The organism is Streptomyces sp. NPDC050528 (assembly GCF_044457795.1).
Lineage (GTDB): Bacteria > Actinomycetota > Actinomycetes > Streptomycetales > Streptomycetaceae > Streptomyces.
In genome coordinates this window covers 78,333-103,357 of record NZ_JBITHH010000022.1, presented here as the reverse complement: position 1 = coordinate 103,357, position 25,025 = coordinate 78,333, and the positions used below count along the sequence as shown (strand labels likewise).

The 25,025-nt window shown below is 71.1% G+C and carries 25 protein-coding genes; 10 read left to right on the top strand and 15 right to left on the bottom strand.

Annotation, left to right across the window (positions count from 1 at the left end):
- Window positions 1-6: 6 nt before the first annotated feature.
- Window positions 7-1,425, bottom strand: coding sequence for a HEAT repeat domain-containing protein (locus tag ACIBK4_RS48325; protein WP_399006189.1), 1,419 nt, complete (start codon window positions 1,423-1,425; stop codon window positions 7-9).
- A 336-nt stretch (window positions 1,426-1,761) separates the two neighbouring features.
- Complete coding sequence (locus ACIBK4_RS48320; protein WP_033282360.1) at window positions 1,762-2,154, bottom strand: ankyrin repeat domain-containing protein; 393 nt, start codon at window positions 2,152-2,154, stop codon at window positions 1,762-1,764.
- A gap of 256 nt (window positions 2,155-2,410) precedes the next feature.
- Between ACIBK4_RS48320 and ACIBK4_RS48315 the strand changes: the two genes are divergently transcribed.
- Complete coding sequence (locus ACIBK4_RS48315) at window positions 2,411-2,605, top strand: hypothetical protein (protein ID WP_019066471.1); 195 nt, start codon at window positions 2,411-2,413, stop codon at window positions 2,603-2,605.
- A 34-nt stretch (window positions 2,606-2,639) separates the two neighbouring features.
- The gene (locus ACIBK4_RS48310) at window positions 2,640-4,217 is read left to right on the top strand and encodes a hypothetical protein (RefSeq protein WP_399006186.1); all 1,578 of its coding nucleotides are present in this window, start codon (window positions 2,640-2,642) and stop codon (window positions 4,215-4,217) included.
- Between the two features lie 57 nt (window positions 4,218-4,274).
- Here the strand turns inward: ACIBK4_RS48310 and ACIBK4_RS48305 are convergent, their stop codons facing one another.
- Complete coding sequence (locus tag ACIBK4_RS48305) at window positions 4,275-5,774, bottom strand: PLP-dependent aminotransferase family protein (RefSeq protein WP_399006184.1); 1,500 nt, start codon at window positions 5,772-5,774, stop codon at window positions 4,275-4,277.
- Window positions 5,775-5,838: 64 nt separating this feature from the next.
- On the opposite strand from ACIBK4_RS48305, the gene ACIBK4_RS48300 reads away from it, so the two are divergent.
- From ACIBK4_RS48300 to ACIBK4_RS48285, 4 genes are all read left to right on the top strand, one after another.
- Window positions 5,839-6,528 (top strand): YitT family protein, encoded by a 690-nt coding sequence (locus ACIBK4_RS48300; protein ID WP_399006182.1) that lies wholly within the window; start codon window positions 5,839-5,841, stop codon window positions 6,526-6,528.
- Window positions 6,525-7,292 (top strand): glycerophosphodiester phosphodiesterase, encoded by a 768-nt coding sequence (locus tag ACIBK4_RS48295; RefSeq protein ID WP_318015106.1) that lies wholly within the window; start codon window positions 6,525-6,527, stop codon window positions 7,290-7,292. The genes ACIBK4_RS48300 and ACIBK4_RS48295 overlap by 4 nt, the downstream gene beginning before the upstream one ends.
- Window positions 7,293-7,332: 40 nt before the next feature.
- Entirely contained in the window at window positions 7,333-8,682 is a 1,350-nt protein-coding gene (locus tag ACIBK4_RS48290) for an MFS transporter (protein WP_399006179.1), read from the top strand.
- Window positions 8,683-8,937: 255 nt separating this feature from the next.
- A complete protein-coding gene (locus ACIBK4_RS48285) occupies window positions 8,938-9,312 on the top strand; it encodes an RNA polymerase-binding protein RbpA (RefSeq protein WP_003977404.1) in 375 nt (124 codons plus the stop codon).
- Window positions 9,313-9,417: 105 nt separating this feature from the next.
- Here the strand turns inward: ACIBK4_RS48285 and fxsA are convergent, their stop codons facing one another.
- The 4 genes from fxsA to ACIBK4_RS48265 all read right to left on the bottom strand — a co-directional run bounded on the left by fxsA (window position 9,418) and on the right by ACIBK4_RS48265 (window position 13,482).
- A complete protein-coding gene (gene fxsA / locus ACIBK4_RS48280; protein ID WP_399006177.1) occupies window positions 9,418-9,975 on the bottom strand; it encodes an FxsA family membrane protein in 558 nt (185 codons plus the stop codon).
- 72 nt (window positions 9,976-10,047) lie between these two features.
- Entirely contained in the window at window positions 10,048-10,860 is an 813-nt protein-coding gene (locus ACIBK4_RS48275) for a polyprenol monophosphomannose synthase (RefSeq protein WP_399006176.1), read from the bottom strand.
- A gap of 532 nt (window positions 10,861-11,392) precedes the next feature.
- Complete coding sequence (locus tag ACIBK4_RS48270; RefSeq protein WP_399006174.1) at window positions 11,393-12,994, bottom strand: amidohydrolase; 1,602 nt, start codon at window positions 12,992-12,994, stop codon at window positions 11,393-11,395.
- Window positions 12,995-13,041: 47 nt separating this feature from the next.
- Window positions 13,042-13,482 (bottom strand): Lrp/AsnC family transcriptional regulator, encoded by a 441-nt coding sequence (locus tag ACIBK4_RS48265; RefSeq protein ID WP_026150833.1) that lies wholly within the window; start codon window positions 13,480-13,482, stop codon window positions 13,042-13,044.
- Window positions 13,483-13,750: 268 nt separating this feature from the next.
- Between ACIBK4_RS48265 and ACIBK4_RS48260 the strand changes: the two genes are divergently transcribed.
- Window positions 13,751-14,185 (top strand): hypothetical protein, encoded by a 435-nt coding sequence (locus ACIBK4_RS48260; RefSeq protein ID WP_399006171.1) that lies wholly within the window; start codon window positions 13,751-13,753, stop codon window positions 14,183-14,185.
- Window positions 14,186-14,195: 10 nt separating this feature from the next.
- Here ACIBK4_RS48260 and ACIBK4_RS48255 read toward each other — a convergent pair whose 3' ends face one another.
- Genes ACIBK4_RS48255 through ACIBK4_RS48245 form a run of 3 tightly spaced genes read right to left on the bottom strand, consistent with a single transcriptional unit; the run spans window position 14,196 to window position 16,553 of the window.
- Complete coding sequence (locus ACIBK4_RS48255; RefSeq protein ID WP_399006169.1) at window positions 14,196-15,290, bottom strand: phosphotransferase family protein; 1,095 nt, start codon at window positions 15,288-15,290, stop codon at window positions 14,196-14,198.
- A gap of 12 nt (window positions 15,291-15,302) precedes the next feature.
- The gene (locus ACIBK4_RS48250; RefSeq protein WP_399006167.1) at window positions 15,303-15,440 is read right to left on the bottom strand and encodes a hypothetical protein; all 138 of its coding nucleotides are present in this window, start codon (window positions 15,438-15,440) and stop codon (window positions 15,303-15,305) included.
- Window positions 15,441-15,452: 12 nt separating this feature from the next.
- Window positions 15,453-16,553 carry a hypothetical protein gene (locus ACIBK4_RS48245; protein WP_399006166.1) on the bottom strand — a complete coding sequence of 367 codons (1,101 nt, stop codon included), beginning with the start codon at window positions 16,551-16,553 and terminating at the stop codon, window positions 15,453-15,455.
- Between the two features lie 258 nt (window positions 16,554-16,811).
- Here ACIBK4_RS48245 and ACIBK4_RS48240 point away from each other — a divergent pair, with 258 nt between their 5' ends.
- A complete protein-coding gene (locus ACIBK4_RS48240; protein WP_399006164.1) occupies window positions 16,812-16,934 on the top strand; it encodes a hypothetical protein in 123 nt (40 codons plus the stop codon).
- Between the two features lie 127 nt (window positions 16,935-17,061).
- Here the strand turns inward: ACIBK4_RS48240 and ACIBK4_RS48235 are convergent, their stop codons facing one another.
- From ACIBK4_RS48235 to ACIBK4_RS48220, 4 genes are all read right to left on the bottom strand, one after another.
- Window positions 17,062-18,243, bottom strand: a complete 1,182-nt coding sequence (locus ACIBK4_RS48235; protein ID WP_399006162.1) for an acyl-CoA dehydrogenase family protein — start codon at window positions 18,241-18,243, stop codon at window positions 17,062-17,064.
- Window positions 18,244-18,474: 231 nt separating this feature from the next.
- Window positions 18,475-19,134 carry a TetR/AcrR family transcriptional regulator gene (locus ACIBK4_RS48230; protein ID WP_399006160.1) on the bottom strand — a complete coding sequence of 220 codons (660 nt, stop codon included), beginning with the start codon at window positions 19,132-19,134 and terminating at the stop codon, window positions 18,475-18,477.
- 65 nt (window positions 19,135-19,199) lie between these two features.
- Window positions 19,200-19,346, bottom strand: a complete 147-nt coding sequence (locus tag ACIBK4_RS48225; protein WP_399006158.1) for an SCO1431 family membrane protein — start codon at window positions 19,344-19,346, stop codon at window positions 19,200-19,202.
- Between the two features lie 116 nt (window positions 19,347-19,462).
- A complete protein-coding gene (locus tag ACIBK4_RS48220; protein ID WP_399006156.1) occupies window positions 19,463-20,854 on the bottom strand; it encodes a peptidase C39 family protein in 1,392 nt (463 codons plus the stop codon).
- A gap of 221 nt (window positions 20,855-21,075) precedes the next feature.
- Between ACIBK4_RS48220 and ACIBK4_RS48215 the strand changes: the two genes are divergently transcribed.
- Together ACIBK4_RS48215 and ACIBK4_RS48210 are read left to right on the top strand one after the other, a co-directional pair.
- Entirely contained in the window at window positions 21,076-21,696 is a 621-nt protein-coding gene (locus ACIBK4_RS48215; RefSeq protein WP_399006154.1) for a uridine kinase, read from the top strand.
- A gap of 433 nt (window positions 21,697-22,129) precedes the next feature.
- Window positions 22,130-23,995 carry an AAA family ATPase gene (locus tag ACIBK4_RS48210; RefSeq protein WP_399006152.1) on the top strand — a complete coding sequence of 622 codons (1,866 nt, stop codon included), beginning with the start codon at window positions 22,130-22,132 and terminating at the stop codon, window positions 23,993-23,995.
- A 174-nt stretch (window positions 23,996-24,169) separates the two neighbouring features.
- Here ACIBK4_RS48210 and ACIBK4_RS48205 read toward each other — a convergent pair whose 3' ends face one another.
- Window positions 24,170-24,970 (bottom strand): maleylpyruvate isomerase family mycothiol-dependent enzyme, encoded by an 801-nt coding sequence (locus ACIBK4_RS48205; protein WP_399006151.1) that lies wholly within the window; start codon window positions 24,968-24,970, stop codon window positions 24,170-24,172.
- Window positions 24,971-25,025 lie beyond the last annotated feature (55 nt).

Here is a 25,025-nt window from a genome sequence, read left to right as displayed (position 1 = left end):
CCACGTTCACACTGCGGGGGCGTCGGGCCCGATCCGGCTCCGTACGGCTGTCTGTACTTCCGCTTCCTCGGCCGGGTCGGCGGCGAGCCTGCGCAGCTGCTCCACGACGCGGGCGTCACCGGTCTCGGCGTGCCGCGCGGCGATCTCCCGGGTGGTCTCCTCGCAGTCCCAGAGGCACTCGACGGCGAAGCCCGCGGCGTACGAGGGGTCGGTGGCGGCGAGGGCCCGGGCGGCCCGGCCGCGCAGATGGGACGAGGCGGTCTCGCGGTACACATGGCGCAGGACGGGTGCGGCGCAGACGATGCCGAGGCGTCCGGCGCCGTCGACGAGGGTCCACAGGGTGGGGGCGTCGGGCCCTTCGCCCATGACGGCCTCCCTGAGGGCGCCGAGGACGAGGTCGCTGTCCTGGGCTCCGCCCCGGCAGGCGAGCATCCGTCCGGCGGCGGCGCCGAGCGGGTCGGGCCGTCGGGCCCAGCCGCGGGCGCGGTCGACGGCGGCGACGGACCGCATCCGTTCGAAGGCGTCGACGGCGGCTTCGACGACGGGTGCCGGGCCGGTGGCCACCGCTCGTTCGATGAGCTGGAGGGCTTCGGGATCGTTGCTGTCGGCGAGATAGCGCAGCGCGGTGCAGCGGGCCCCCTCGCCGCCGTCCTTGGCGGCCTCGACGATCTCGGGCCGGTCCTCGGGGCCTGCCACGGCGGTGAGGCAGCGGGCGGCGGGGACGTGCAGCGCGGCGCCGCGTTCGAGGCCCTGTTGGGCCCATTCGAACACCGCTTGCACGCTCCACCCCGGACGGGGCCCGGTCGGTCGCATCTGGCGTTGCCAGAGGTCGAAACAGCCGGCCTCCTGGGCGGCACGCACGCGCGTGGCGATCGATTCGCGTGGATCCTCGGCCCACAGCCGCCAGGGCCGGGGTTCGAAGGCGTCCCGCACGGCGGTGGCCAGTTCGGCCTCGCCCTCGGGGTCGGCCGGGAACCGCGCCAGCACCGGGGCGGCGAGGGCACGCAGGCCCGCGTCGTCGTCCCTCAGCGCCAGCTCGTCGAGCGCCCAGGCCCAGTTGGTCCCGGAGGCCGCGTACCGGCGCAGCAGTTCGAGCGCGTCCCGCCGACCGTAGGAGGCGAGGTGCCCGAGGACGGCGAGCGCGAGGCCCGTCCGCGACTCCTCGGTGTCGAGGACGTCCTCGGTGTCGAAGAGGTGCGCCTCCACGGCGTCCAGGTCGCCGTTCAGGTCGAGGTACAGGCGGGCGTAGTACAGGGAGCGGTTCTCCACCTGCCAGTCGTGGCGGGGGTCGCGCAGCACACAGTGGTTCAGTGCCGCGAGTGCCTCGGCACGGGGTGCGGTGAGCGCGTGCAGTGTGCCGTCGCCGCGGCCCCGCTGAAGCAGGCCGAGCAGCGTACCGCTGGGCGCTATGACCGGATCGAACATGGGAAACAGCCTCACATCAAGCGTCGACGCAACCGGGGGACGTGCACTACCTGGCCGCGTGACAACACGTCGGGGCGCCCGCCGTTTCCTGCTTGCTGTAGACCATTTTCCTCTGCCTCTCGTTGGTGGCCCATGCGGGCCGCAACTACGGCCCGCGCGGTGCGGCAACACCTGCCCAGCCATCGCGTCCGTAAATCACGACGTCATGATGACCCGGCAGTTCTCGATGCCGCGACCGAAATTTCGGGCGGCGCCGTGCTGCCTTCCCCCGTTTTCCCCCGTTTTCCTTGTCGTACCTGGTCAGCGAGCCCGTCTTCGCTGCCGACGGGCCGCGTGTCAGTGCGCGCCGAACAACTCCAGCAGCTCGGCCTTGGCGAACATCCGGGCCGTGTCGACCGCCGAGGGGGTGCCCGCGGCCGGATCGGCACCGGCCTCCAGCAGGACCTCGATCACCTCTTGCTCGCCCTTGAAGACGGCTCCGGCGAGCGGGGTCTGCCCCCGGTCGTTGATCCGGTCGGCCTCGGCACCCCGCGCCAGCAGGGCCCGTACGGCGTCGGCATGCCCGTGGTAGGCGGCGAGCATCACCAGGGAGTCGCCGCGGTCATTGGTGAGGTTGGCCGGGACGCCCGCGTCCACGTAGGCGACCAGCGCCTCGGTCCCGCCCTGGCGGGCCAGATCGAAGATCTTGGTCGCGAACTCCACGACCTCGGGGTCGGGGGCTTCACTCATCGGCCTGACCGCCTCTCACTAGTACGGGTGAATCGCCAGCGTACTGGCTCCGCCGACACATGACCGGCCCCCTCCGAGGCAAAGATCACCATGAGGCCCGACACAGGTGAAACCCCTGCTCAGACGGCCCGAATGCGCTCCGCCATCCGAGGGAAATTCGCCGAAATTCACCCAGTTGCACCTTTTATCGTATGGATACATCCTGTGATCCTGGAACAACTCATGGTGACTGTCCCCACGAACCAGGAGAGCTCAAATGATCTTGTCCATGTCAGGCGTCGTCCTTCTCGGCATCATCGTCTTCCTCTTCTTCAAGAAGGACGGGCTCAAGGCCTCCCACGCCATCGTGGCCGCGCTCTTCGGCTTCTACATGGCCAGCACGGCCATCGCGCCGAGCATCAAGGCCGGCGGCGAGAGCCTGGCGAGCCTCCTCGGCGGCATCAAGTTCTGACGCAACCACCCGTACGCACCTTCAGGAGACAGCAGTGGCCCGGCGCCCCCTCCCCCGCATCCTGAGCAACGGCACCGCCCAGATCGCCCGGAGCCGGGAGCTGGCCCGGACGGCGGCCGACAGCGCCACCGATGTCCTCCATCCAGTGATCACGATCACCAAGGGTCTGCGCCGGCTGGCATCCGCCGGCCGGCGCAGATGGACCGAGACCCCCAAGGACAAGCGCGGGCCGCTGCTCTTCCTGGTGGCCTCGGTGATCCTGGTCGTGGCCCTGGTGCCGTACGGCCCGCTGCTCGCCGCCATCACCCTGATGGCGGCGGCGGCATGGCACGGCCGGGACCGCACGCCGCCGGCGCCCGAAGGGCCCGACGATTCCCAGACCCAGCGCCTGCAGTCCCTCTACGAGGCCCTGGTGCCCTACTTCTCGGCCGCCGAGGACCCGGCTCCCCTGTTCGCCCACGGCGGAGACTGGGAGAAGGCGTTCCCCGCCTACGAGTTCGACGGCGCGGGCCGGATCTCCCATCTGGTCGTCCGCTATCCGGCGTACTTCACCGACGGCGAAGCCGACTCCCGCGCGCGGATCGAGCAGCTGCTCACCGCGAAGTCCGGCCGCGGCCGGGAGTACCACTTCACGTGGGACGAGGAGGGCAACCACCTCACGATCGGCGTCCTCGCCCCGCTCCCCACCGACATCGCCGCCCAGCGCTTCGTCACCGCCCCCGGCGAGACCGTCCTGGGCTTCACCGACCCGACCCAGGTCCACCGCACGCTCCCCCTCACCCACGGCGAGGAACAGCGCGACGTCCCGCCGGTCGTCTGGCGCACCGGCATCCGCTCGACCGAGCCGAACCTCCTGGTCATGGGCCAGCCCGGCAGCGGCACCTCCACCCTGCTGCGCTCGATCGCCCTCCAGGCACTCCAGTACGGCGACGTCCTGATCGTCGAGGGCGGCGGCACCGGCGAGTACGCGTGCCTCACCGGCCGGGACGGTGTCCTCGCCGTCGAGTGCGGGCTCGCGGGCGCACTGGCCAGCCTGGAGTGGGCCTCCCAGGAGACGGAACGCCGGCTGATCGCGGCCAACCGCGCCCGCCAGTCGGGCGACCCGGCACCGGACGACACCAGACGCCCCCTGTGGATCGTCCTGGACCGCCCGAGCGCCTTCGCCCACGTGGCGACGGCCGACGGCTGCAAAGACCCCCAGTCCCTGCTCCAGGTCCCCCTCCGGCACGGCCGCGCGGCCAATGTGACGGTCGTGGTGGCCGAGCAGTTCGACAGCGCGGACACCCTGAGCGACGCCGTACGACAGCACACACGCGCGCGTGTCGTCCTCGGCCCCGCCACCGCCGGCCAGTTGGAGGCGGTCCTGGGCGCGCCCCCGCACACCACGCCGATCGCCCAGGTCCCCCCGGGCCGCGGCTACGCCCGCCTGGGCACCGGCCCGGTCCACCGGGTCCAGGTGCCGGCGACCCCGGACCCGTACGACGACGCGACGAACGACGCCCACCGCCAGGCCGTCCTGTCCCTGCTCCCGCCGCGCACGACACCGGCGGACGCGGAGGAGACGGTGGCGACAGAAGCGGTGGTGGAGGCCGCCGTGGCGGAGACTTCGTAGGAGCCCGGTTTCGGTGCGGGCGGCCGGAAGTCGCCCGCACCGACCCCGGACGCCTCGCTACGCCACGAACGTGCGCGGCGAATCGCCGCCCCCGGTGACCCCGTTCTCCACCAGCCGGGCCGCCGCGGCCAGTCGTACCGCCGCCTCCTCGGCCACCGCGCCGCCCACGGTGAACGGCAGCCGCACATAGCCCTCGAAGGCGCCGTCGACGCCGAAGCGCGGCCCGGACGGGACCCGCAGGCCCACCCGCTCCCCCATCTCGGCGAGCCGTGAGCCGGACAGCCCGCCGGTGCGCACCCACAGCGTGAGTCCGCCCTTGGGCACCTCGAACTCCCAGTCGGGCAGCTGTCGCCGCAGCGCGCCGACCAGTGCGTCCCGGTTCTCGCGGGCCTGGGCGCGGCGGATGTCCACGGCCTGTTCCCAACCTCCGGTGCTGAACAGCCAGTTGACGGCGAGCTGTTCCAGTACGGGGGTGCCGAGGTCGGCGTAGGCGCGGGCGGCGACCAGGCTGCGGATGACGTCGGGGGCCGCGCGGACCCAGCCGATGCGCATGCCCGCCCAGAAGGCCTTGCTGGCGGAGCCGACGGTGATCACCGTCGAGCCGGCCGGGTCGAAGCCGCAGACGGGCCTGGGCATGTCGACGTCGTCGTCCAGCCACAGCTCGGTCATCGTCTCGTCGGCGACGAGCACGGTGCCGGCCAAGCGGGCCGCGTCGACGAGTTGGCGCCGCTGGTCGTCGCCGGCGAGGGCGCCTGTCGGGTTGTGGAAGTCGGCGACGACGTACGCGAGCCGGGGCGCGGCGTCGCGCAGCACCTGGCGCCAGCGGTCCATGTCCCAGCCGGAGAGCCCGTCGGCCATCGCCACGGGGACCAGCCGCGCGCCCGCCTCACGCATCAGCTGAAGGATGTTGGCGTACGAGGGCGACTCGACGGCGACCCGCTCGCCGCGCCCCGCGAAGAGATGGCAAATCGCGTCGATGGCGCCCATCGCGCCGGTCGTCACCATGATCTGCTCGGGCATGGTCGGAATCCCGCGCAGGGTGTACCGCTCGGCGATCATCGCGCGCAGCGCGGGCAGCCCGGCCGGATAGTCGCCGTGTGTGTGGGCGTACGGCGGCAGCTCCTCCAGGGCGCCCTGCACGGCCCGGGTGAGCCACGGCTCGGGCGCGGGCAGCGAGGCGCAGCCCAGGTCGATCACCGAACCGAGGGCCTCCGGGGGCAACGGCTCCAACCCGCGCGCGGGGAGCGGATTTCCGGCGGGTACGGCGGTCCAACTCCCGGCCCCGCGCCTGGATTCCAGGAACCCCTCGGTGCGCAGCGCCTCGTAGGCGGCGGCGACCGTGGTGCGGCTGACGGACAGCGCGAGCGCCAGCTCCCGCTCGGCGGGCAGCCGCGCGGCCACGGGGACACGCCCCTCCAGCACGAGCAGCCGGATGCCGTCCGCGAGCGCGCGATAGGCGGGCGGTCGGCGGGTGCCGGGCCCGGCCGGCCGGTCCTGCTGGGAGTTGAGCAGCCGGGCGAGCTGTGCGGCGCCCATCGCCGAGGTCCACTGCGCCATGGAAACCAGTCCACCTTCCCGGAATTGGCCATGGATGGCCTGCATTCTCAAGCCACAGAGTGTCATGCGTCAGGCCACTACCACCACCAGGGGGCACCCTTTGTCCACGCGGAACCGTCTCGGGCGACGGTTGGTCCAGCTCTACGTCGGACTCGCGCTCTACGGCGCCAGTTCGGCGCTCCTGGTGGCCTCGGGCCTGGGCCTCGAACCCTGGAACGTGCTGCACCAGGGCCTCGCCGAACTCACCGGCCTGACGATCGGCGTCGTCTCGATCATCGTGGGCGCGGCGGTGCTGCTCCTGTGGATCCCGCTGCGCCAGCGCCCGGGCCTGGGCACAGTCTCCAACGTGTTCGTGGTCGGCCTGGCCATGGACGGCACGCTCGCGCTGGTCCCGGACGTGCACGGCCTGGCCGTACGGATTCCGCTGCTCCTGGCGGGCATCCTGCTCAACGGGGCCGCCACCGGGCTCTACATCTCCGCGAACTTCGGACCGGGACCGCGCGACGGGCTCATGACCGGCCTGCACCGGCTCACGGGCCGGTCGATCCGGCTGATGCGGACGGCGATCGAGGTCGCGGTCGTGGCCACCGGCTTCGCGCTCGGCGGCACCGTCGGCATCGGCACCCTGCTGTACGCCCTGGCGATCGGCCCGCTGGCCCAGCTGTTCCTGCGCGTGTTCGCCGCCCCGTCGGCATCCGGCGGCAGCACGGTCGTAGCCGGCGGGTCACCGGAACGGGTCATACTGCCCCGGTGACCACGCTCATACGTCATCCCTACCTCGACCACCCCGGCCCGATCCCCTTCGCCCACCGGGGCGGGGCGGCGGACGGCCTGGAGAACACGGTGTTCCAGTTCCGTCGCGCGGTCGAGCTGGGCTACCGGTACATCGAGACCGACGTCCACGCCACGGCGGACGGGAAGCTCGTCGCCTTCCACGACGAGACCCTGGACCGGGTGACCGACGGCGCCGGGCGGATCGCGGACCTGTTCTGGTCGGACGTGAGCCACGCGCGCGTGGCGGGCAAGGAACCGGTGCCCCTCTTCGAGGAGTTGCTGGAGACCTTCCCCGAGGTGCGCTGGAACGTCGACATCAAGGCGGAGCCGGCACTCCGCCCCCTCCTGGATCTCCTGGAGCGCACCGACTCCTGGAACCGCGTCCTCGTAGGCTCCTTCTCCGAGAAGCGCGTGGTCCGCGCCCAGCATCTGGCCGGGCCGCGCCTGGCCACGTCGTTCGGCACGCGCGGGGTGCTGAATCTGCGGCTGCGGTCCTGGGGCGCGCCTCTCCCGGTGCGCCGCTCGGCGGTCGCCGCACAGGTGCCCGAGGAGCAGTCGGGCGTCCCTGTGGTTGACCGGCGCTTCGTGCAGGCCGCACACGCGCGTGGCGTGCAGGTCCACGTGTGGACCATCAACGAGGCCGATCGCATGCACCGGCTCCTGGACCTGGGGGTCGATGGCATCATGACCGATCACATCGACACACTGCGCGAGGTCATGGTGGAGCGGGGCGTCTGGGCCTGAGCCCCCGGGGCGACGCGTTCACGGGGAAGCGAGGGCACGGGTGGGTACCGACACCCTGCGGTCACAGCCGGCCGACGAGGCCGCCGAACGGCGGCGCGAACAGCGCGGCTGGTACTTCTACGACTGGGCCTGCTCCGTCTACTCGACGAGCGTGCTCACCGTGTTCCTGGGCCCCTATCTGACCTCGGTCGCGAAGTCGGCGGCGGACCCGGACGGATTCGTGCATCCCCTGGGGATACCGATCCGGGCGGGATCCTTCTTCGCCTACACCGTCTCCGCGTCCGTCATCGTGTCGATCCTGGTCATGCCCCTCGCGGGCGCGGCGGCGGACCGTACGGGCCGCAAGAAACCCCTCCTGGCGCTCGCCGCCTATGTCGGCGCGACGGCGACCACCGGCCTGTTCTTCCTGGACGGCGACCGCTATCTCCTGGGCGGCCTCCTGCTGATCGTCGCCAACTCCTCCGTGGCCGTCTCGATGGTCGTGTACAACTCCTACCTTCCGCAGATCGCCCCTCCGGAGGAGCGCGACGCGGTCTCCTCCCGAGGCTGGGCCTTCGGCTACGCGGCGGGCTCCCTGGTCCTCGTCCTGAACCTGATCCTGTTCACCGCCCACGACTCGTTCGGCCTCTCCGAGTCGATGGCCGTCCGCATCTGCCTCGCCTCGGCCGGCATCTGGTGGGGCGCCTTCACCCTCGTACCGCTGAAACGGCTGCGCGACCGCGGCCGTACGACGTCCGAGGCGCCCACGGCGCAGGGCTGGCGGCAGCTCGCGGCGACCGTGCGGGACATGCGCGGCAAGCCGCTCACCCTGTCCTTCCTGTTCGCCTATCTGATCTACAACGACGGCATCCAGACGGTGATCTCCCAGGCGTCCGTGTACGGCTCCGAGGAGCTGGGGCTGAGCCAGTCCACGCTCATCACGGCCGTCCTGATGGTCCAGGTGCTCGCGGTGGCGGGCGCGCTCGGCATGGGGCGACTCGCCCGGACGTACGGGGCCAAGCGGACGATTCTCGGCTCGCTGATCGCGTGGACGGTGACCCTGGCCGCCGGGTACTTCCTGCCCGCCGGCGCGCCCGTCTGGTTCTTCGTGCTGGCGGCCGGGATCGGGCTCGTCCTGGGCGGCAGCCAGGCGCTGTCCCGGTCCCTGTTCTCGCATCTGGTGCCGCCCGGGAAAGAGGCCGAGTACTTCTCTGCGTACGAGATGAGCGATCGGGGCATGAGCTGGCTGGGACCGCTTCTGTTCGGGGTGACCTACCAGCTGACCGGAAGTTATCGGGACGCGATCATCTCCCTGGTGGTCTTCTTCGTGGTGGGATTCGTGCTGCTCGCGCGGGTTCCCGTGGCGCGGGCGATCAGCGACGCGGGGAATCCTCTTCCCGAGAGGATTTAGCGCTGGAGGCGAAAGGGCGGTAGTGTACGCGTTTGGCCTGCCTGGCGTACCGTTACTGCGCGTCAAAGATGACGAATCGCTAGGTGACATCTGCTAGTAGATGTGACAAACCGGGCGCTGGTGGGTACAACAAGGGGCGGCTACGACGGCGACGCATGACCCCGTACGGGAATCTTTACCGCCGACCGGACGTTGACCGGATGACGACGACAGCGACACCTGTCCTGTGGGCGACAAGCCCGGGAGGCACGATTCATGAGTGAGCGAGCTCTTCGCGGCACGCGCCTCGTGGTGACCAGCTACGAGACGGACCGCGGTATCGACCTGGCACCACGCCAGGCCGTGGAGTACGCATGCGAGAAGGGACATCGCTTTGAGATGCCCTTCTCGGTCGAGGCGGAGATCCCGCCGGAGTGGGAGTGCAAGGTCTGCGGGGCCCAGGCACTCCTGGTCGACGGCGACGGCCCTGAGGAAAAGAAGGCCAAGCCCGCGCGTACCCACTGGGACATGCTGATGGAGCGGCGCACCCGCGAGGAACTCGAAGAGGTCCTTGAGGAGCGTCTTGCCGTTCTCCGTTCCGGCGCGATGAATATCGCGGTTCACCCGAGGGACAGCCGCAAGTCGGCCTAGTCCTGAAGGTGCGGAGCGGTTCTACCGCACAAGGCACAAAGCAAGTAAGCGCGGGCGCCGTACGAATCTGTACGGCGCCCGCGCTTTTGCCTGTCCGCGACCGGGTCAGCGGGTGAGCGGCGGACGCGGGCCCTGCGGGGCGTCACCGGCGGGCTCGTCCCGGATGACCTCGCCCTGGACGACCTTGCCGTCCGGGCGGTGCATACGGGCCTGCTGGAAGGCGTCTCCGAGGGTGCCGGGGGCGGCCTTGCCGAGCTTGCGCTCGACCACGCGCTCCGCGTAGCGCGCCAGGGCCTTCTGGACCGGCGGGACCAGCAGGAGCAGGCCCAGCGCGTCCGAGATCAGACCGGGGATCATCAGCAGCAGGCCGCCGAGCATCATCAGGCCGCTGCCACCGCCGCTGGCCGGGGCGGTGCCCTGCTGCACGGCCTGGCTCAGGTTCTGGAAGGCCCGCCGGCCCGCCCGCTTGATCACCACGGCGCCGAGCACGAACCCGGCGAGCAGCAGCAGGAAGACCGTAAGACCGCTCGACGCGCCCGCGACCACCGTCAGCAGCCAGATCTCCAGCACCAGCCACACGGCGATGCCCAACGGCAGGAACGTACGCAGCCGGGAACGCGGAGGCCGGGCGGCGGAGGAAGGGGTGGGTGCGCCAGTCGTCATACGTCCAGTGTGCCTGGGCCCGGCTCAGTGCGGGATAAGCGGACGATCAACGAGGCCTGTGAAGTCGCAGGGCTACGGCTGTGAAGGGTTTCTCGGCGGGTTGCCCCGGCCGCGCAGCTTGCCGAACCGCTCCCCAACCCCCCAGGTGGTGACCCGCCACAGGGCCTCGACGAGGATGTCGCGGCTCATCTTGGAGTCGCCGAGTTCGCGCTCCACGAAGGTGATGGGGACCTCGACGACGTGGTAGCCGGCCTTGACGGCGCGGCGGGCCAGGTCGACCTGGAAGCAGTAGCCCTGGGAGGCCACGTCGTCCAGTCCGAGGCCTTCGAGGGTCTCGCGGCGGAAGGCGCGGTAGCCGCCGGTGATGTCGCGCAGCGGCAGGTCGAGGGCCACGCGCGAGTAGAGGCTGCCGCCTCGGGAGATGTACTCGCGGGACTTCGGCCAGTTCACCACCCGGCCGCCGGGCACCCAGCGGGAGCCGAGCACCAGGTCCGCGCCCTTGAGCGCGGTGAGCAGCCGGGGCAGCTCCTCGGGCTGGTGGGAGCCGTCGGCGTCCATCTCGATGAGGACGCCGTAACCGTTGTCCATGCCCCAGTGGAAGCCCGCCAAGTAGGCGGCGCCGAGGCCTTCCTTGCCCTTGCGGTGCAGCACCTGGACCTGTTCGTCCTCGGCCGCCAGCTCGTCGGCCAGCTTGCCGGTGCCGTCGGGGCTGTTGTCGTCCGCCACGAGGACATGTGCCTCGGGGACCGACTGCCGCACCCGACCGACGATGGACTTGATGTTCTCCGCCTCGTTGTAGGTCGGGATGATCACCAAGGCCGTGCCGAGCGGGCCGAACTTCCGCCCCTGGGCCTGTGCCGCGAGGGCTCCGTCGCCGTCGTTCACTGCTGCCCCTTCATGTCCGTACGCAGGCGTCCACCATAGTGGCCGCGGCCTGGGATGACGTGCCACGTCGTTCGTACGGTGGTGTCGATTCGACAAGAACGGGGTAAGGATGCCCGTTTTGGCACCCGCCTACTGCGGATGGGGGCCCGGCGCCCTTCGGGCCGACCTGGGACCCGCCGGCTGCGGGTCGACCAAGGCCGTTGTCTACTGGACGTCCGGGCCCCACCCGGGTCACACCAGCCGACCGGCCGGAACGTTCCCTCGCCGTGGCGCGGGCGCTGAGCCTGGCTCCCAGTGACGGTGCCCGGTGCGGCACACCGTCCCTGACCCAGCGGCGCTTCGGCGATTGCTCGGAGGTTCCCCGGTCGGGCGTCCGGTGGTGGACTCGGACGAACCTACCGGCCCCCTGCGCCCGCCTGTCAACAGTCGTTTGACCTGGGCTTTCTCCCTCAACCGGCTGGTCAGGGCAGAGGATGCGCAGGTCGAGCGACGGCGCGGCGGCCGTGGATCGGGGGCGCGCCACCCCGGGAGATCACTCGCCCGGCCGTACGAACACCGTCCGTCCGCCCACGACGGTGCGCAGGCAGACGGGGAGCTCGCCGCCCGGGGTCAGGTCGGGCAGTCCGGGTGTGCCGGAGCGCGGGTCGGTCGACCAGCGCGCGACCCGGTCGTCGGGCGCCTGCACCACCAGGGCGTCGGTCCGCCAGACGGCGTAGTCGGCGGGCGCGCCCGGCACCAGAACACCCGCGTCGTCCCGTCCTACGGCCCGCCAGCCGCCCCGCGTATGCGCGGTGAACGCGGCCCGCACCGAGACGCGATGTTCAGCCGTCCGGTGGAACGCGGCGGCGCGGACCGTCCCCCACGGGTCGATCGGGGTCACCGGGCTGTCGGAGCCGAAGGCGAGCGGTACACCGGCCCGCAGCAGCGCCGCGAAGGGGTTCAGGGTGCGCGCCCGCTCCACGCCCAGCCGCTGGGCGTACATGCCCTCCTCACCGCCCCACAGCGCGTCGAAGGCGGGCTGCACGGAAGCGGTCAGGCCGAGCTCGGCGAAGGCGGCGATCGTCTCCGGGGTGAGCATCTCGGCGTGTTCGACGCGATGACGGGCGGCGCGGACGCGGCCCAGACCGACCTTCTCGGCGGCTGCGCGGACGCCCTCGACCACCGCGGTCACCGCCGCGTCCCCGATGGCGTGGAAGCCCGCCTGGAGGCCCGCCTCGGTGCACGCGGCGACATGGGCGGCGACGGCGTCCACGTCGAGGTACGCGAGCCCGCCGTGCCCGGCATCGGCGTACGACTGATGCAGACACGCGGTGTGCGACCCGAGCGCCCCGTCCACGAAGAGGTCACCGGCCGCTCCTACGGCCCCCAGCTCCCGCGCCTTCGCCACGTCCTGCTCGGCCCAGTAGCCGACCACGCGCGGCCCGGGCTCCTCCGCGGCGAGCCGCAGCAGGCCCGTGAAGTCGTCCTCGGAGGAGATCTCGGGCCCCGCGCACTCATGGACCGAGCCGACGCCCAGGGAGGCCGCATGGGCCAGGGCGGTCCGCTGGGCCTCGACGCGCTGCTCCGGCATGATGGCGGCGAGCGCGGTGGCGCGTACGGCGTGGTGGGCGTCGGCGGTGAGGGGGCCGTCCGGCGCTTCGAAACCGGGGACGAGGTCGAGCAGGGCCGTGGTGACGACGGCGGAGTGGACGTCGATGCGGGAGAGGTAGAGCGGGCGTCCGCCGGTCGCGGTGTCGAGTTCGGCGCGGGTCGGCGGGCGGCCGCCGGGCCAGCGGGCGGCGTCCCAGCCGTGGCCGAGCAGGACGCGGTCGGCCGGGCGGGCGGCGGCGAAGTCCCGGACGAGGGAGAGGGCCGCCTTCAGGGACGGCGCGTTGGACAGGTCGAGCCCGGTGAGCGCGAGGCCGGTGGCGGTCGTGTGGACGTGTGCGTCGGTGAACGCCGGGGTGACCAGTGCGCCGTCCAGGTCGACCACCTCGTCGACGCCGTCCGCGAAGGCGTCGGCAGCGCCCTCGGAGCCGACCCAGGCGACCTGGCCGCGCTCCACGACCATCGCGGTCGCGAAGGGGTCGGCGGGACTGTGGACTTCGCCGCGGCGGAGCAGGACGGTCGACGGCTCGGGGGTGCGCTCACTCATGGGGAACAGTCTCGCGCCTCGCCGGCGCCGCCCCGAACGCAGGTCGGTCAGATGCGGGGCGGGCGGGCCTCGTACGGCGTCGAGAGCACCACCGTGGTCCGGGTCGAGACGCCGGCCAGGCCGCGCAGCCGGGCCAGCAGCTCCTCCAGTTCGTGCGGGGTGGAGACCCGCACCTTGAGGATGTAGTTCTCGTCGCCGGCGACGCTGTGGCAGGCCTCGATCTCGGGGACGTCGGAGAGGCGGTCCGCGATGTCGTCCGGGGCGCTGGGGTCGAACGGTTTCACCGAGATGAAGGCGGTCATGGGCAGGCCCACCGCCTCCGGGTCGACGACCGCGGCATACCCGCGGATGACGCCGCGCTGCTCCAGCCGGCGCACCCGTTGATGCACGGCCGACGTGGACAGGCCCGTGGCCTTGCCCAGATCGGTGTAGCTCATCCGCCCGTCCTTGACGAGCAGCTGCACGATTTGTCGGTCCAGCTCCTCCATGACGCAAGAACCTACAGTGCGGCTGATCTCCTCCGATACCTCGGCGGCGCAGGTCATACCCGGTTCGTGATGTGGCCGGGAGGGGCCCGTGTGTCAGCCGGGGACAAAACCGCCGCCTCGGGCATCTACGGGCGGCATGTGACGAACGCCACAGGCCCCGAACGGTCTCCGTGATGGTCTCGTGATTACCGCGGAGACGGGACGGGAAGTGCTTGCTGTGGTCGAGGCCGCAGCGCCTTCACGGCCCAGCCCAGTAGGGGGAGAACCCATGCAGAGTCTTAAGCGCCCTGGACGCACCGCGCCCAAGCGGCCGCAGCTCGTCGTCGAGCCCGAGCCGGAGGGCGTCGAATCCGAGGATTTCGACGCCGACGAGCTCGACGCGTACGACACCTTCGAGATGTACCGGGTGATCTGCCCGGACTGCGTGCAGCCCATCGCGCTCCTCGCGGACGAAGAGGTCCTGCCGGAGCACGCGCTGTGCGCCTCGCCGTGGAACCCGTTCGGGCTGACGGTCTGCGCCGGTACGGGCCGTGAGGCGGCCGACGCCCGGTCCGCCGACGAGTCCGCGGACCCCCAGGAGCAGGACACCGCGCTGCTGTTGACGCTCCCTCAGGGCCTCGACTGGCGGACGCAGCCCTTCTCTCACGTCGGCGGCCCCAGCTCGCGCCCGATGCGGGTGCCCGTCATGCGCCGCGCCGCCTGAGCGCTTCCGCTCAACTCCAGTAGCTGCCCTGCACCATGGCCCGCAGGCTGCCGTGGTGCAGGATCAGTGTGTCCGGGTCCGCCGGGACGGTCACCTCGCCGAAGTGCACCTGGCGGTAGGCGATACGGAGCATCACGATCGCGTGCCGCAGGGCCGCGTACAGGGTGTAGAACTCCATGTCGCGCGGGGTGTGGCCGGTGAGTTGGGCATACCGCGCCTCCACCCGGTCCCGGCGGAAGAACTCCGGCAGTCCCGGCTGGCCGAAGGCGACCGTCAAGTCCTGGAAGAAACGGTGCAGATAGACGGTCCAGCCGAGGTCCACCTCGCGCGGGGCCAGGGCCGCCATCTCCCAGTCGAGGACGGCGACGGGGTCGAACCCGTCGTAGACGACGTTCCCGATGCGCGCGTCGCCCCAGTTGAGGACCGGTTCGCCGGGGTCGGCCGGCCAGAGTTCCGTCAGCCGGTCGAAGGCACTCTCGATGAGGGGTGAGCGGGCGACACCGTCAACCACCCATGCGTAGTACGCGCGTTGGGAGGAGACATGGCGGTGCAGGGCATCGCCGCCACCCGGAAGGGTGAGGAACTCGGCCTCTCCCAGCGGGACTTGGTCATGCAGGTGGGCGATGAGGGCCACCGAGGCGGCCTCCAGGTGTGCGCGTTCCGCGTCGGTCGCCGCGTGCAGCCAATTACCCTCGTACGTATAGGGCATGACGTCCGGCGGCACGCGTCCCTCGGCACGCTCCATGACGAAGAACGGCGCGCCGAGCGGTCCCGGGTCCTCCTCCAGCCAGCGCACTTTGGGCACGGGGAGGTCGGTGCGGTCGGCGACCAGCCGCATCGTGCGGTACTGGCGCGGTATGTCGTACACCGGGAAGACGGTGTACGCCGCCGGGTCGGCCGCGAGCCTCAACGCGCAGGCGTGGAGCGGCGGTTCGGGGTGCTCGATGTCGAAGAGCAGGGTCTCGCTGGACATGCCGTTCGATGCGGGGACCCTGACGTCGACGGCCTTCGCGCCGGGCAGGCGGATGTCGAGCCAGGCGGTAAGGCGGTGGGCGAGTTCCTCGGGGTCGCGGGTGGTGGTGCGGGGGCGAGGTGCTGTCGCCATGTCTCAACTCCCCTACGGTGCTGCCGCGTCGAAGCCGGTAAGACCGACGGGCGCGGCTTCGGAAATGCGGGATGCGCGCCACACCGTCTGACGACAGGCGAGTTCCTTCGCGACACGGGTGGTCGTGCGCGGGCAGGTTGCTGTGGCCATGTCTCAACTCCCCTACGGTGCGACCGAGTCGAAGCCGGTGAAGCCGCTCGGGTCGTGGCGGCCGAAGGAGCCGTGTTCGAAGATGCCGTGGCCGATCTGGCCGTCCAAGCGGAAGCGGGCCGCGTGATCCGTGACCCCGTAGGCCGCGAGCGGGGCGGGTTGCGTGAGGTCGTAGGTGCGGCTGTCGGTCCAGGCGCGGCCGCGCCACGTGCCGTGTTGCCAGTCGTCGGCGGGTGGGTAGCCGGCGCCGATCGCCAGGGGTGAGGAGGTCAGGATCTCCACGTCGAGTTCCTGCGGTTTGCGGGCGTCGCCGAGGTGGATCAGGGCGCGCTCGGGGTGGCGGGTGCCGGGGCGGTAGGTGATCTCGGCCTGGGGCCAGCCGAGTTGGCGGTCTCGGTGGCCGGGGTGGACGACGGTCGCCTCGTTCAGGGTGCGGTAGCCGTCGGCGTCCTCCTGGACGATGACCATGAGGAAGCGGTCCTCGAAGCGCACCGGGCACCAGATCCAGTGGAAGCCCTCGGTGGGGTGGTCCTCGGCGAACCGGCCGCCCTCCTCGCCCGGGATCGGCCGCACGCCCCAACTCCGGTCACGGGTACCGGTCCAGCCGTCGGCGGAGACCCGGAACTCCTTGTCCCCGGCGCGGATCACGCCCTCGACCCCACCCGCCTGGACGAAACGGCGGCCTTCGAGGGTGAGCCGGGCGCCGCGGTACTGAACGTGGTGGGGTTCCCAGAGGGCGGGGAACTCGGCCGTCCAAGTCAGGTCGTACGAGAGGGAGTTGTCCTCGCAGCGCAGGCGGAGTCGGCGCAGGGGCTCCTCTACCTCTATGCGCAGTGGGCCGACCGCTAGGTTCATGCGGTCGTCGCCGAGGGCGTCCGAGGCGCGGACCGCGTGGAGCGTGTTGCCGGTGCGGAGGGTCGCGTAGGCGTCGATCACACCGACGTTGGGGTAGACGCCGAGACCGAGGATGAGCAGGGCGCGGCCCTCGTGGTCGAACACGTGGAAGATGCAGCGGTCGTAGGCGTTCCGGTCACCGGTCGCGACGTGCTTCATCGACAGGGGGACCTGGTGCACGGGGTACTCGTCGAGGGGCACGGGACGGTCGTCTGCCACGGCTAACCTCCCCTGGGGACAGTGGAGGTGACGGTACGTCAGGTGGCTTGCGGTCGCCATAGCCGTGACCTGTACGCCGGTGAACTCACGCTCGAATATCCGCGCCGGTGACTTGTCGACATGCCCTTGCGTTGCCTTGGTATGACCCCCACATATGCGCCGACCGGGCGTCAGCACCGGAGCTTCGTCCCCGTACCCGCAGAATCGGTTCCCCCGGCGCCGCCACAGCCCCAGGATCCGCCCATCTACCGTGATCTGATGCGGAGTTGGGCCGACCGGGGCCGCACCCTGCCGGGGCGGCACGACCCGGAGTGGGCGCGGCTGGCGGCGCCGCCGAGGTCCGCCCGGTGGGTCAGGGCGGAGGGGATCAACGGCGCCTGATCGGCGACAGGTTCCTCTCGCACGAGGTTGGTCGGGCCAGGGGCGCCGGCAACCGGCGGCTCGGACCGCAGAGGCCGTGGAAAAAGCGCGGCGGCTGCGGCCCAAGGTTCCGGACAGCCCCCCGGCGTCAGCCGGTTCGGTGGGCTTCCGGGCCTGCCAAGTGGCGGGCGATGACCATCCGTTGGATCTGGTTCGTGCCCTCGACGATCTGCAGGACCTTGGCCTCGCGCATGTAGCGCTCGACCGGGAAGTCCGCGGTGTAGCCGTAGCCGCCGAGGACCTGGACGGCGTCGACGGTGGCCTTCATCGCGGTGTCGGTGCAGTGGAGTTTGGCCATGGCCGCCTGTTTGGCGAACGGGCGGCCCGCGTCGCGCAGCCGGGCCGCCGCGAGGTAGAGCGCGCGGCCCGCCTCGATCTGGGTGGCCATGTCGGCGAGCATGAAGCGCAGGCCCTGGAAGTCGGAGATCGGGCGGCCGAACTGCTGCCGGCCGCTCGCGTAGGCCACCGCCTCGTCAAGTGCCGCCTGGGCCAAGCCGATTGCGCAGGCCGCGATGCCGAGCCGGCCGGAGTCCAGCGCGGACAGGGCGATCGCGAAGCCCTGGCCCTCCTCGCCGAGGCGGCGCTCGTCGGAGACGCGGACGCCGTCGAAGTGGACCTGGGCGGTGGGCGAGCCCTTCATGCCCATCTTCTTCTCCGGTGCCGCGCCGCTCAGGCCGGCCGCGTCGCCCGGCACCAGGAAGGCGCTGATCCCGCGCGCACCCTCCTCGCCGGTACGGGCCATGACCGTGTAGAAGTCGGCGATGCCACCGTGCGTGATCCAGGCCTTGGTGCCGTCGATCACCCAGTCCTCGCCGTCGCGCACCGCCTTCGTGCGCAGGGAGGCCGCGTCGGAGCCGGAGGCCGGTTCGGAGAGGCAGTAGGCGCCGAGGAGGCCGCCGCCGAGCATCGCGGGCAGGTGCTCGACCTGCTGCTGCTTGGTGCCGTAGTTGGCCAGCGCGTGGCAGGACAGGGAGTGGACGCTGACGCCGAGGCCGACCGTGAGGCGGGCCGCCGCGAGCTCTTCGAGGACCTGGAGGTAGACCTCGTACGGCTGGTCGCCGCCGCCGTACTCGGAGTCGTACGGGAGGCCGAGGAGTCCGGAGCGGGAGAGCAGGGTGAAGATCTCGCGCGGGAAGTGTCCGGCGTCCTCTTCCTCGGCCGCCTTCGGGGCGATCTCGCGCTGGGCGATGTCGCGGACCAGCGAGATCAGATCCCGGGCCTCGTCCGTGGGCAGTTGCCGGTCCACCGGCGGCTGGGCGCGGTCGGGCATGGCGACGCTCTCCTCCCTGTCGGGCACATCGGCGGGCGTACGCCTGGGGTCGAGGCGACGTGGCCGGGTACCGCACGGATGCGGCCGCTGCTCCTACTCCCGGGTCTCGGAAGCGGCTGACCAGCGGCTCTGCGCTGTGAGTATGCCCGATCGAAGGTCTCGCGTCACCAGTTAACGACCGCTTACTTCAAGAATAGCCCGGTCGTCCGGAACAGGTCGGGAGCGCTGGATTCAGCCGTCCCGACGGGCCGGCTTCGGCGCCGGGTGGGCCGGATCCAGCTCCTCGATGGCGCGCAGGGTGCCGCCGAGGGTCTTCACGAGGATTTCGCGCATCGTCTCGCGGGAAAGGTCGGAGGTGCTGATCCACTCCAGGGTCGCGCCCTCGACGCTGCACACCCAGCCGAACAGGCCCATGCGGGCGATCCGGGAGATGTCCGTGCGGCCGTACGCCCCGTCGGCGATGGTCGCGACGATCGCCGCGCGCACCCCGTCGCGGATGGCGTGCACCTCGGTGTCGAAACCGACGCCGCCGCTCACGATGGTGCGGTACGCGGCCTGGTTGTGCTCGGCCCAGCGCAGATAGCTGTCCATCGTCCGCTGTACGCGGTCCAGTTGGGGCAGTTCGAGACCGCTCGCCGCGAAGGTCACCAGGTCGGCGACCGAGTCGTTGATGATCGCCAGGTAGTAGCCGCGCTTGGACTGGAAGTAGTAGTAGATCAGCCCTTTGGCGACATGCGCCTGCCGCGCGATGTCGTCCATGGACAGCGCGTCGTAGGACGTGTCGGCGAACAACTTCCGGCCGATGGTGATGAGTTCGGCGCGGCGCGCCAAGGAACGCTCGGTACCGCGTGCCCGGGGACGTACGACGTCACGCTGCTGACTGATTTCCAATTTCGACTCTGGCTCTCCAACTGGGCTTGGTCAACCGCAGTATGGCAGGTCGCGTATGCGTCAGGTCACAGCAGGCCGATTTGGGTCACGAGCATCGCGATCACCACGACCAGGGTCCAGCCCACGATGTGCTCGACGATCTTCGGGCCGTCGCTCTTGGGGCCGCCGGTGCGGGTACGGGTGCGGGCGGCGCTGGCTGAGTGTGCGGTCATGGTGGCTCGCAGAGGTCGGATGTGCGGTGGACTCCCCCGTTCTGTCCACCTTGCCATCCCTGTCGGGTTTTGCGCCGGAGACCTTGGTCACAGGAACCTCGGTCTCCGGCTCCGGGTCAGCGCACGCCCACCGCCGCGAGGGCCTCGCACTGGCGGGCGGTCGGGTGCGCCGGGAAGTAGAGGTAACAGACGCCGCCGGTACCGGAGGAGAGGTTGCCGGAGGCGTTGTACCGCTTGGTGCGCAGCCAGATGTTCTCGAACTCGCGCCGGTTGTAGACGCGGCGGACGGCCGGATCGGTGGGCGAGTTGGGGTCGTTGGCGATCACGTCCCCGTCCGCCGTGAAGCCGATCACGGTCATCAGGTGGCCGGAGGTGCCGTAGCCCGCGCCGGTCAGTTCGCTGCTCAGGAACGACTGTGACGTTATGGCCGGGATGCCCGCCGCGATCAGGGTCTCCAGGTCGCCGAGCGAGCCGAGCCGGGTGACCACGCCCTGGAGGTCCTTGAACGTGGCCGCGTAGGCGGCGTTGAACGGCCAGTTGCCGCAGCCCTCGTACTGGTAGTCGTAGGTGAAGCGGGCCGCGTTGTCGACCTGCGGGTCGGCGAACGCCGGGTCCACCCAGGCGAGTTGCTCCGGGGTGAGCCGGCCGCCCCAGTACTCGATGATCATCTGCGAGGAGGTGGGGCTGCACCAGGCCTCGCCGCCGTTGTCGTACTCGGGGTACTGGCCGACGTGGATCTCCTGCGAGTAGCGCGGGACGGTCAACTCCCGTACCAGGCCCGGAGTCGAGGCCGGGACGGTGAAGCGGTCCGGGACGTCGGAGCCCATCGCACCGAGCCGCCACACGGTGGGGGTGAGCTTGGTGCCGGGTTTGCGGTAGAGCGTCAGGCGGAGTCTGTACGACGTGAGGCGCAGGCCCGTCGTGGCGTCGTCGATCGAGAAGGTGTCCGTCCAGATCGTGGACCTGCCGTCCGTCTGGCCGTCGACGGAGGTCCGCTTGATGTCCTGGTCGCCGGCCGCCCAGCGGCCCATCACGTACCAGGGGGTGTCCGTGCCGTCCGAGTACGTGCCGTGCAGCTCGACCTGGATCCAGGTGCCGGCCGGGGTGTGCGCGTTCCAGGAGGCGATGGTCTCCGTCGCCGGGACGGAGAGCTGGTGGACGGGGGACGTCCAGGTCGCGTACTCCCAGGCCGCGGTCGTCTTGGTGTGCGGGTCCGTGTAGTCGACGCTGCCGAGGGGAGCGCCGATCGCGAGGCCCGGGCGGGCGCCCGCCACGGCACGGGTGCCCTGGGCGGCGCCGGTGCGCCAGTCGGCGTAGGAGGTCCACGCGTGGTTGTCGACCGTGGGGCTCCCTCCGCTCGATCGGCGCCGGGAGCCGAGGAGGGTCGGCGCCCGGTCGGAGTCGGCGGCGGCGGCGCTCGCGGTGTCGGCGACCGCGCCGCTCACCACCGCGGCGGCGACCGCTGCGGCCAGGACGGTTCTGCGGGACGGCTGTTCGGCTCTGCTCATGGGCGGAAGACCCCCGGGTGGTCCAGATCGGGACAGATCCAACGGACGGCTGTGCGCCCACTATGGACACACGCGGCACTCCGCTGCCAGCACTTCGAACCTCGCCACACCCACCAATATTGGTCTCGACCACTGGCATGACCTGGGACGGGACCCACCGCTCCCTAGACTGTCACCGCGACCAGCGGCATCACCCATCCCACGAATCCCCGGGACCAGCCATGCACGACCTCGCCCACCGGCTCCGCCGGCTCCCGCCGTCCTGCGGCCCGGTCCGGCTCGTCGCCGTCGACGGGCACGCGGGGTCCGGGAAGTCCACGTTCGCCGGACGGCTGGCCGAGTCCCTGGGCGGCGCCCCCGTGCTGCACCTGGACGACCTGGCCACCCACGCCGAACTGTTCGACTGGACCGAGCGGCTCCAGAGCCAGGTGATCACCCCGCTCGGCCGCGGCGAGAGTGCCCACTACGCCCCCTACGACTGGCACGCCCGCCACTTCGCGGCGCCCCGCGCGCTGCCGCCCGCGCCCGTGGTCCTCGTCGAGGGCGTCGGCGCCGGACGCCGTGCGGTGCGCCCGTTCCTCGCGGGGCTGCTGTGGATGGAGCTGCCCCGCGAGGAGGCCTGGGCGCGCGGGCGGTTGCGGGACGGGGCGGAGCAGCGGGACTTCTGGGACGGATGGGTCGAGGCGGAACGAGAACACTTCGCCAAAGACCCTTCGCGCCCCCACGCGGACTTCCTGGTGCGGCAGTTGGGAATGGGGTACGAGGTGCGCGCGGGGCCCTCAGGGACGGTTGGACCGGACCATGAGGTCACCCACGGTGACGGACCGCCCGCAGTGTGCTGAACTTGTGAAGACCCTTCGGCTCGAACTTGCTTGAGTGCCTCAACTCGGCTTGACCCAGGGGCCGTACAGGTCTTACGTTCTGAATGTGCGGCCGTTCGAAGCCGCCCAGAGTCGCGAAGCCCCCGGTTGTTCCCCCGTGATCGGGGGCTTCGTTCTGCTCTCAGCCCGGTTTCCGGCCGTTACGAGCCGTGATTTGCTCACCCTGGGTCACCGTCTTGAGTGCGCCCCATCTGCTCCCACCTCGCCAAACGGCCTGTGCGGCACCCTTCGATGGGCGACTGCCCCGCAGGTACGATGCCCAGGGTGCGACCGACGGACGGCTGCTGCGCGCACCACGGCAACTCCCGTCCGCGGCACAGCGGTTCGACCCAGACTGCCGACGGGCGCCGGCCCGGCGGCGAATCAACGGGGGCACGGTTTGTGGGGGGACGTGATGGACTTCGGCACGCAGGGCCCCGAGGCCCCGGCCGACCTCGCGTGGCTGCGAGGCGTGGACGCCTACACGATGGGCGCTTATCCGCAGGCGGAGGAGGAGTTCCGCACCGCGGTACGGATGGATCCCGGGATGGCCGACGGCTGGCTCGGACTGCACGCGCTGCGCGTCGACACGACGACCGCGCTGCTGCGGATGTACCGGCACCGGGAACGCTTCGGGGAACAGCGCACCAGGCACCGCCGTACGCTCAACTCCTGGTACTGGCTGGGCTGGTGGGTCCAGCCCGTGCTGGAGAGTCCGCGTGATCTGCTGCTCGCGCACGCCTCGCACTGGCTGGACGGCCGCCATGTGCCGGAGCTGGACCGGGCGTTGGCGGGACTGCCGCCGGTCGACACCGACCACCAGGTCCGCTTCCTGCACGCGTGCCGGGCCTATCTGGTCAAGGACTGGGAGCAGCTGGTCCGGCACACCGACCCGCTGATCAACGACCAACTCCTGGGCATCGAGGCCGGGTTGTTCGGTGGCATGGCGCGGGTACGGCTGGAGATGTACGGCCAGGCCGAGCCGCTGCTGTCCTCCGCGCTGATGCGCTGTCGCAGCGAACAGCCGCAGCGCAAGGAGTTGCGGTACTGGCTGGCGCGGGCCCACGAGGGCACCGGGCGCAGCGCCGCCGCGCTTCCCCTGTACCGGGCGGTGCACCGGGTCGATCCCGCGTTCATGGACACCTCGGCGCGGCTCGCGGCGATCACCGACTCCGACGGGTACGACGGATCCGAGGACGTGACCGACCTCGCGGCGGTCGCGCTCTCCGGCGGGCAGGACGCGCTGGAGGGGCCGGACGGGCTCGATCCGCTGTTCGGCGCGGAGGGAAGGGATCTAAAGCTGTCGGAGCCCGGTCTGCCGCCGACCGGGCCGTTGCCCTCCGCGGGTGACTCGGTGCGGGAGAAGACCGCGAATCCCGTGCTGCCCTTGCCCACGGGGCCCACTGACCCCGTCTTACTGGAGGAAGCACTCAACGAGCTGGAGCGCATGGTGGGGTTGGAGCCGGTGAAGCGCCAAGTCAAGGCGCTGTCCGCCCAGTTGAACATGGCGCGGCTGCGGGCCGGGCAGGGACTGCCGGTCCAGCCGCCGAAACGGCACTTCGTCTTCTCCGGGCCCTCGGGTACCGGCAAGACCACCGTGGCGCGCATTCTCGGGCGGGTCTTCTACGCCCTCGGGCTGCTCGGCGGTGATCATCTCGTCGAGGCGCAGCGGGCCGACCTCGTTGGTGAGTATCTGGGTCAAACCGCCGTGAAGGCCAACGAGTTGATCGACTCCGCGATCGGTGGGGTGCTCTTCGTCGACGAGGCCTACTCGCTCTCCAACTCCGGTTACGGCAAAGGGGATGCGTACGGCGACGAGGCCTTGCAGGTGTTGTTGAAGCGGGCCGAGGACAATCGCGATCACCTTGTGGTGATCCTGGCGGGTTACCCGGAGGGGATGGACCGGCTTCTCGCCGCGAACCCCGGGTTGTCGTCCCGCTTCACGACTCGCGTCGACTTTCCCTCGTACCGTCCGCTTGAACTCACGTCCATCGGTGAGGTGTTGGCGGCGGAGAACGGGGACGTGTGGGACGAGGAGGCGTTGGACGAGTTGCGGTCCATCGCCGGGCATGTGGTCGACCAGGGGTGGATCGACGAGCTCGGGAACGGGCGGTTCTTGCGGACGCTGTACGAGAAGAGCTGTGCGTATCGGGATCTGCGGTTGTCGGTGTATCCCGGGATGTTGTCCCGGGATGATCTGTCGACTTTGCGGTTGCCGGATCTGATGCAGGCGTACGGCGAGGTGTTGTCGGGGCGGGGGCCGGGTTCCGCCGGGATGTGAACTCCGGTGCGCCAGAGCTCGGTTGGGTCCGTGCCCTCTGCGGCTGCGGCGCCTCCAGGCAGCGGGTCGGCTTGGTGACGCCTCGCGGGTTCGAGCCCGGTGGCGCGACTGACGAACCCGGCGAAGAGTCGTGTCCTACCGGCTCTAGGCGCGGCCGACCGCCCCCGCTCCGCCCTACTTCTCCTCCGGCTCCCAGGCGCGGAGCAGGTCGAGCAGCCCTGCGTCTCCGTCAACGCGCAAGGAGTCGGCCTTGATCCGGTCGTACAGGTAGAGGACCAGCTCACTGGCCGTGCCGTGGACGGAGGCGCCGGCTGCGTCCGGGTCCTCGCCGATCGCGGCGGTGAGCACAGGGATGCGGGTGGTGCGTGCGCCGTCGCCGTCGACGGTGAGGCGCCAGGAGCGGCCCTCGGCTGCGTGGAAGTCGAACGCCGTGGGCTTGTGCGGCCAGGCACTCGGCGTTGCGCAGACGGTGAACAGGAATTCCTCCACACCGTCGAGTGCGAGCTCGACCGGCAGCGGCTGCGGGGCGCCCCCGGCGAGCTGGGCGTCGTAGGTGTGCACCGCGGTCTCCTGGACCCGGTGCCGGGCGGTGCCGCCGGCGGTCCGCGGTGACTGCGACGCGGGCCACCACGTCCAGCAACCGCTCTCCGGTCCCGCCTCGCGCAGGGCGCCCAGCAGAAGCTGCGTCGACGCGTCCAGCCAGGCCAGCAGGGCCTCACGCTCCTGCGGCACTTCCAGCGCGGCGCGCGCGGCGACGGCCTGGGCCGGGGGCGCGTCGGCGGGCCCCGCGCCGACGATGGCCGCCCAGAAGCGGTCTCCCCCGCCCAGGTGCTTCACCAGATCGAACAGCGTCCACCCGGGGCAGCTCGGCACCTGCGCGTCAAGACCGGGCGCGGCGGCGACCACGGCGCGGAAGGCGGTCGACCGTTCGTCGATCAGTCGCAACAGGTCGGGGAACTCAAGATTCTCTTCCACGCCCGATGTCTATCACCGTGCTCCGGTGACCGGACAGCGATTTTCACAGTCTCCG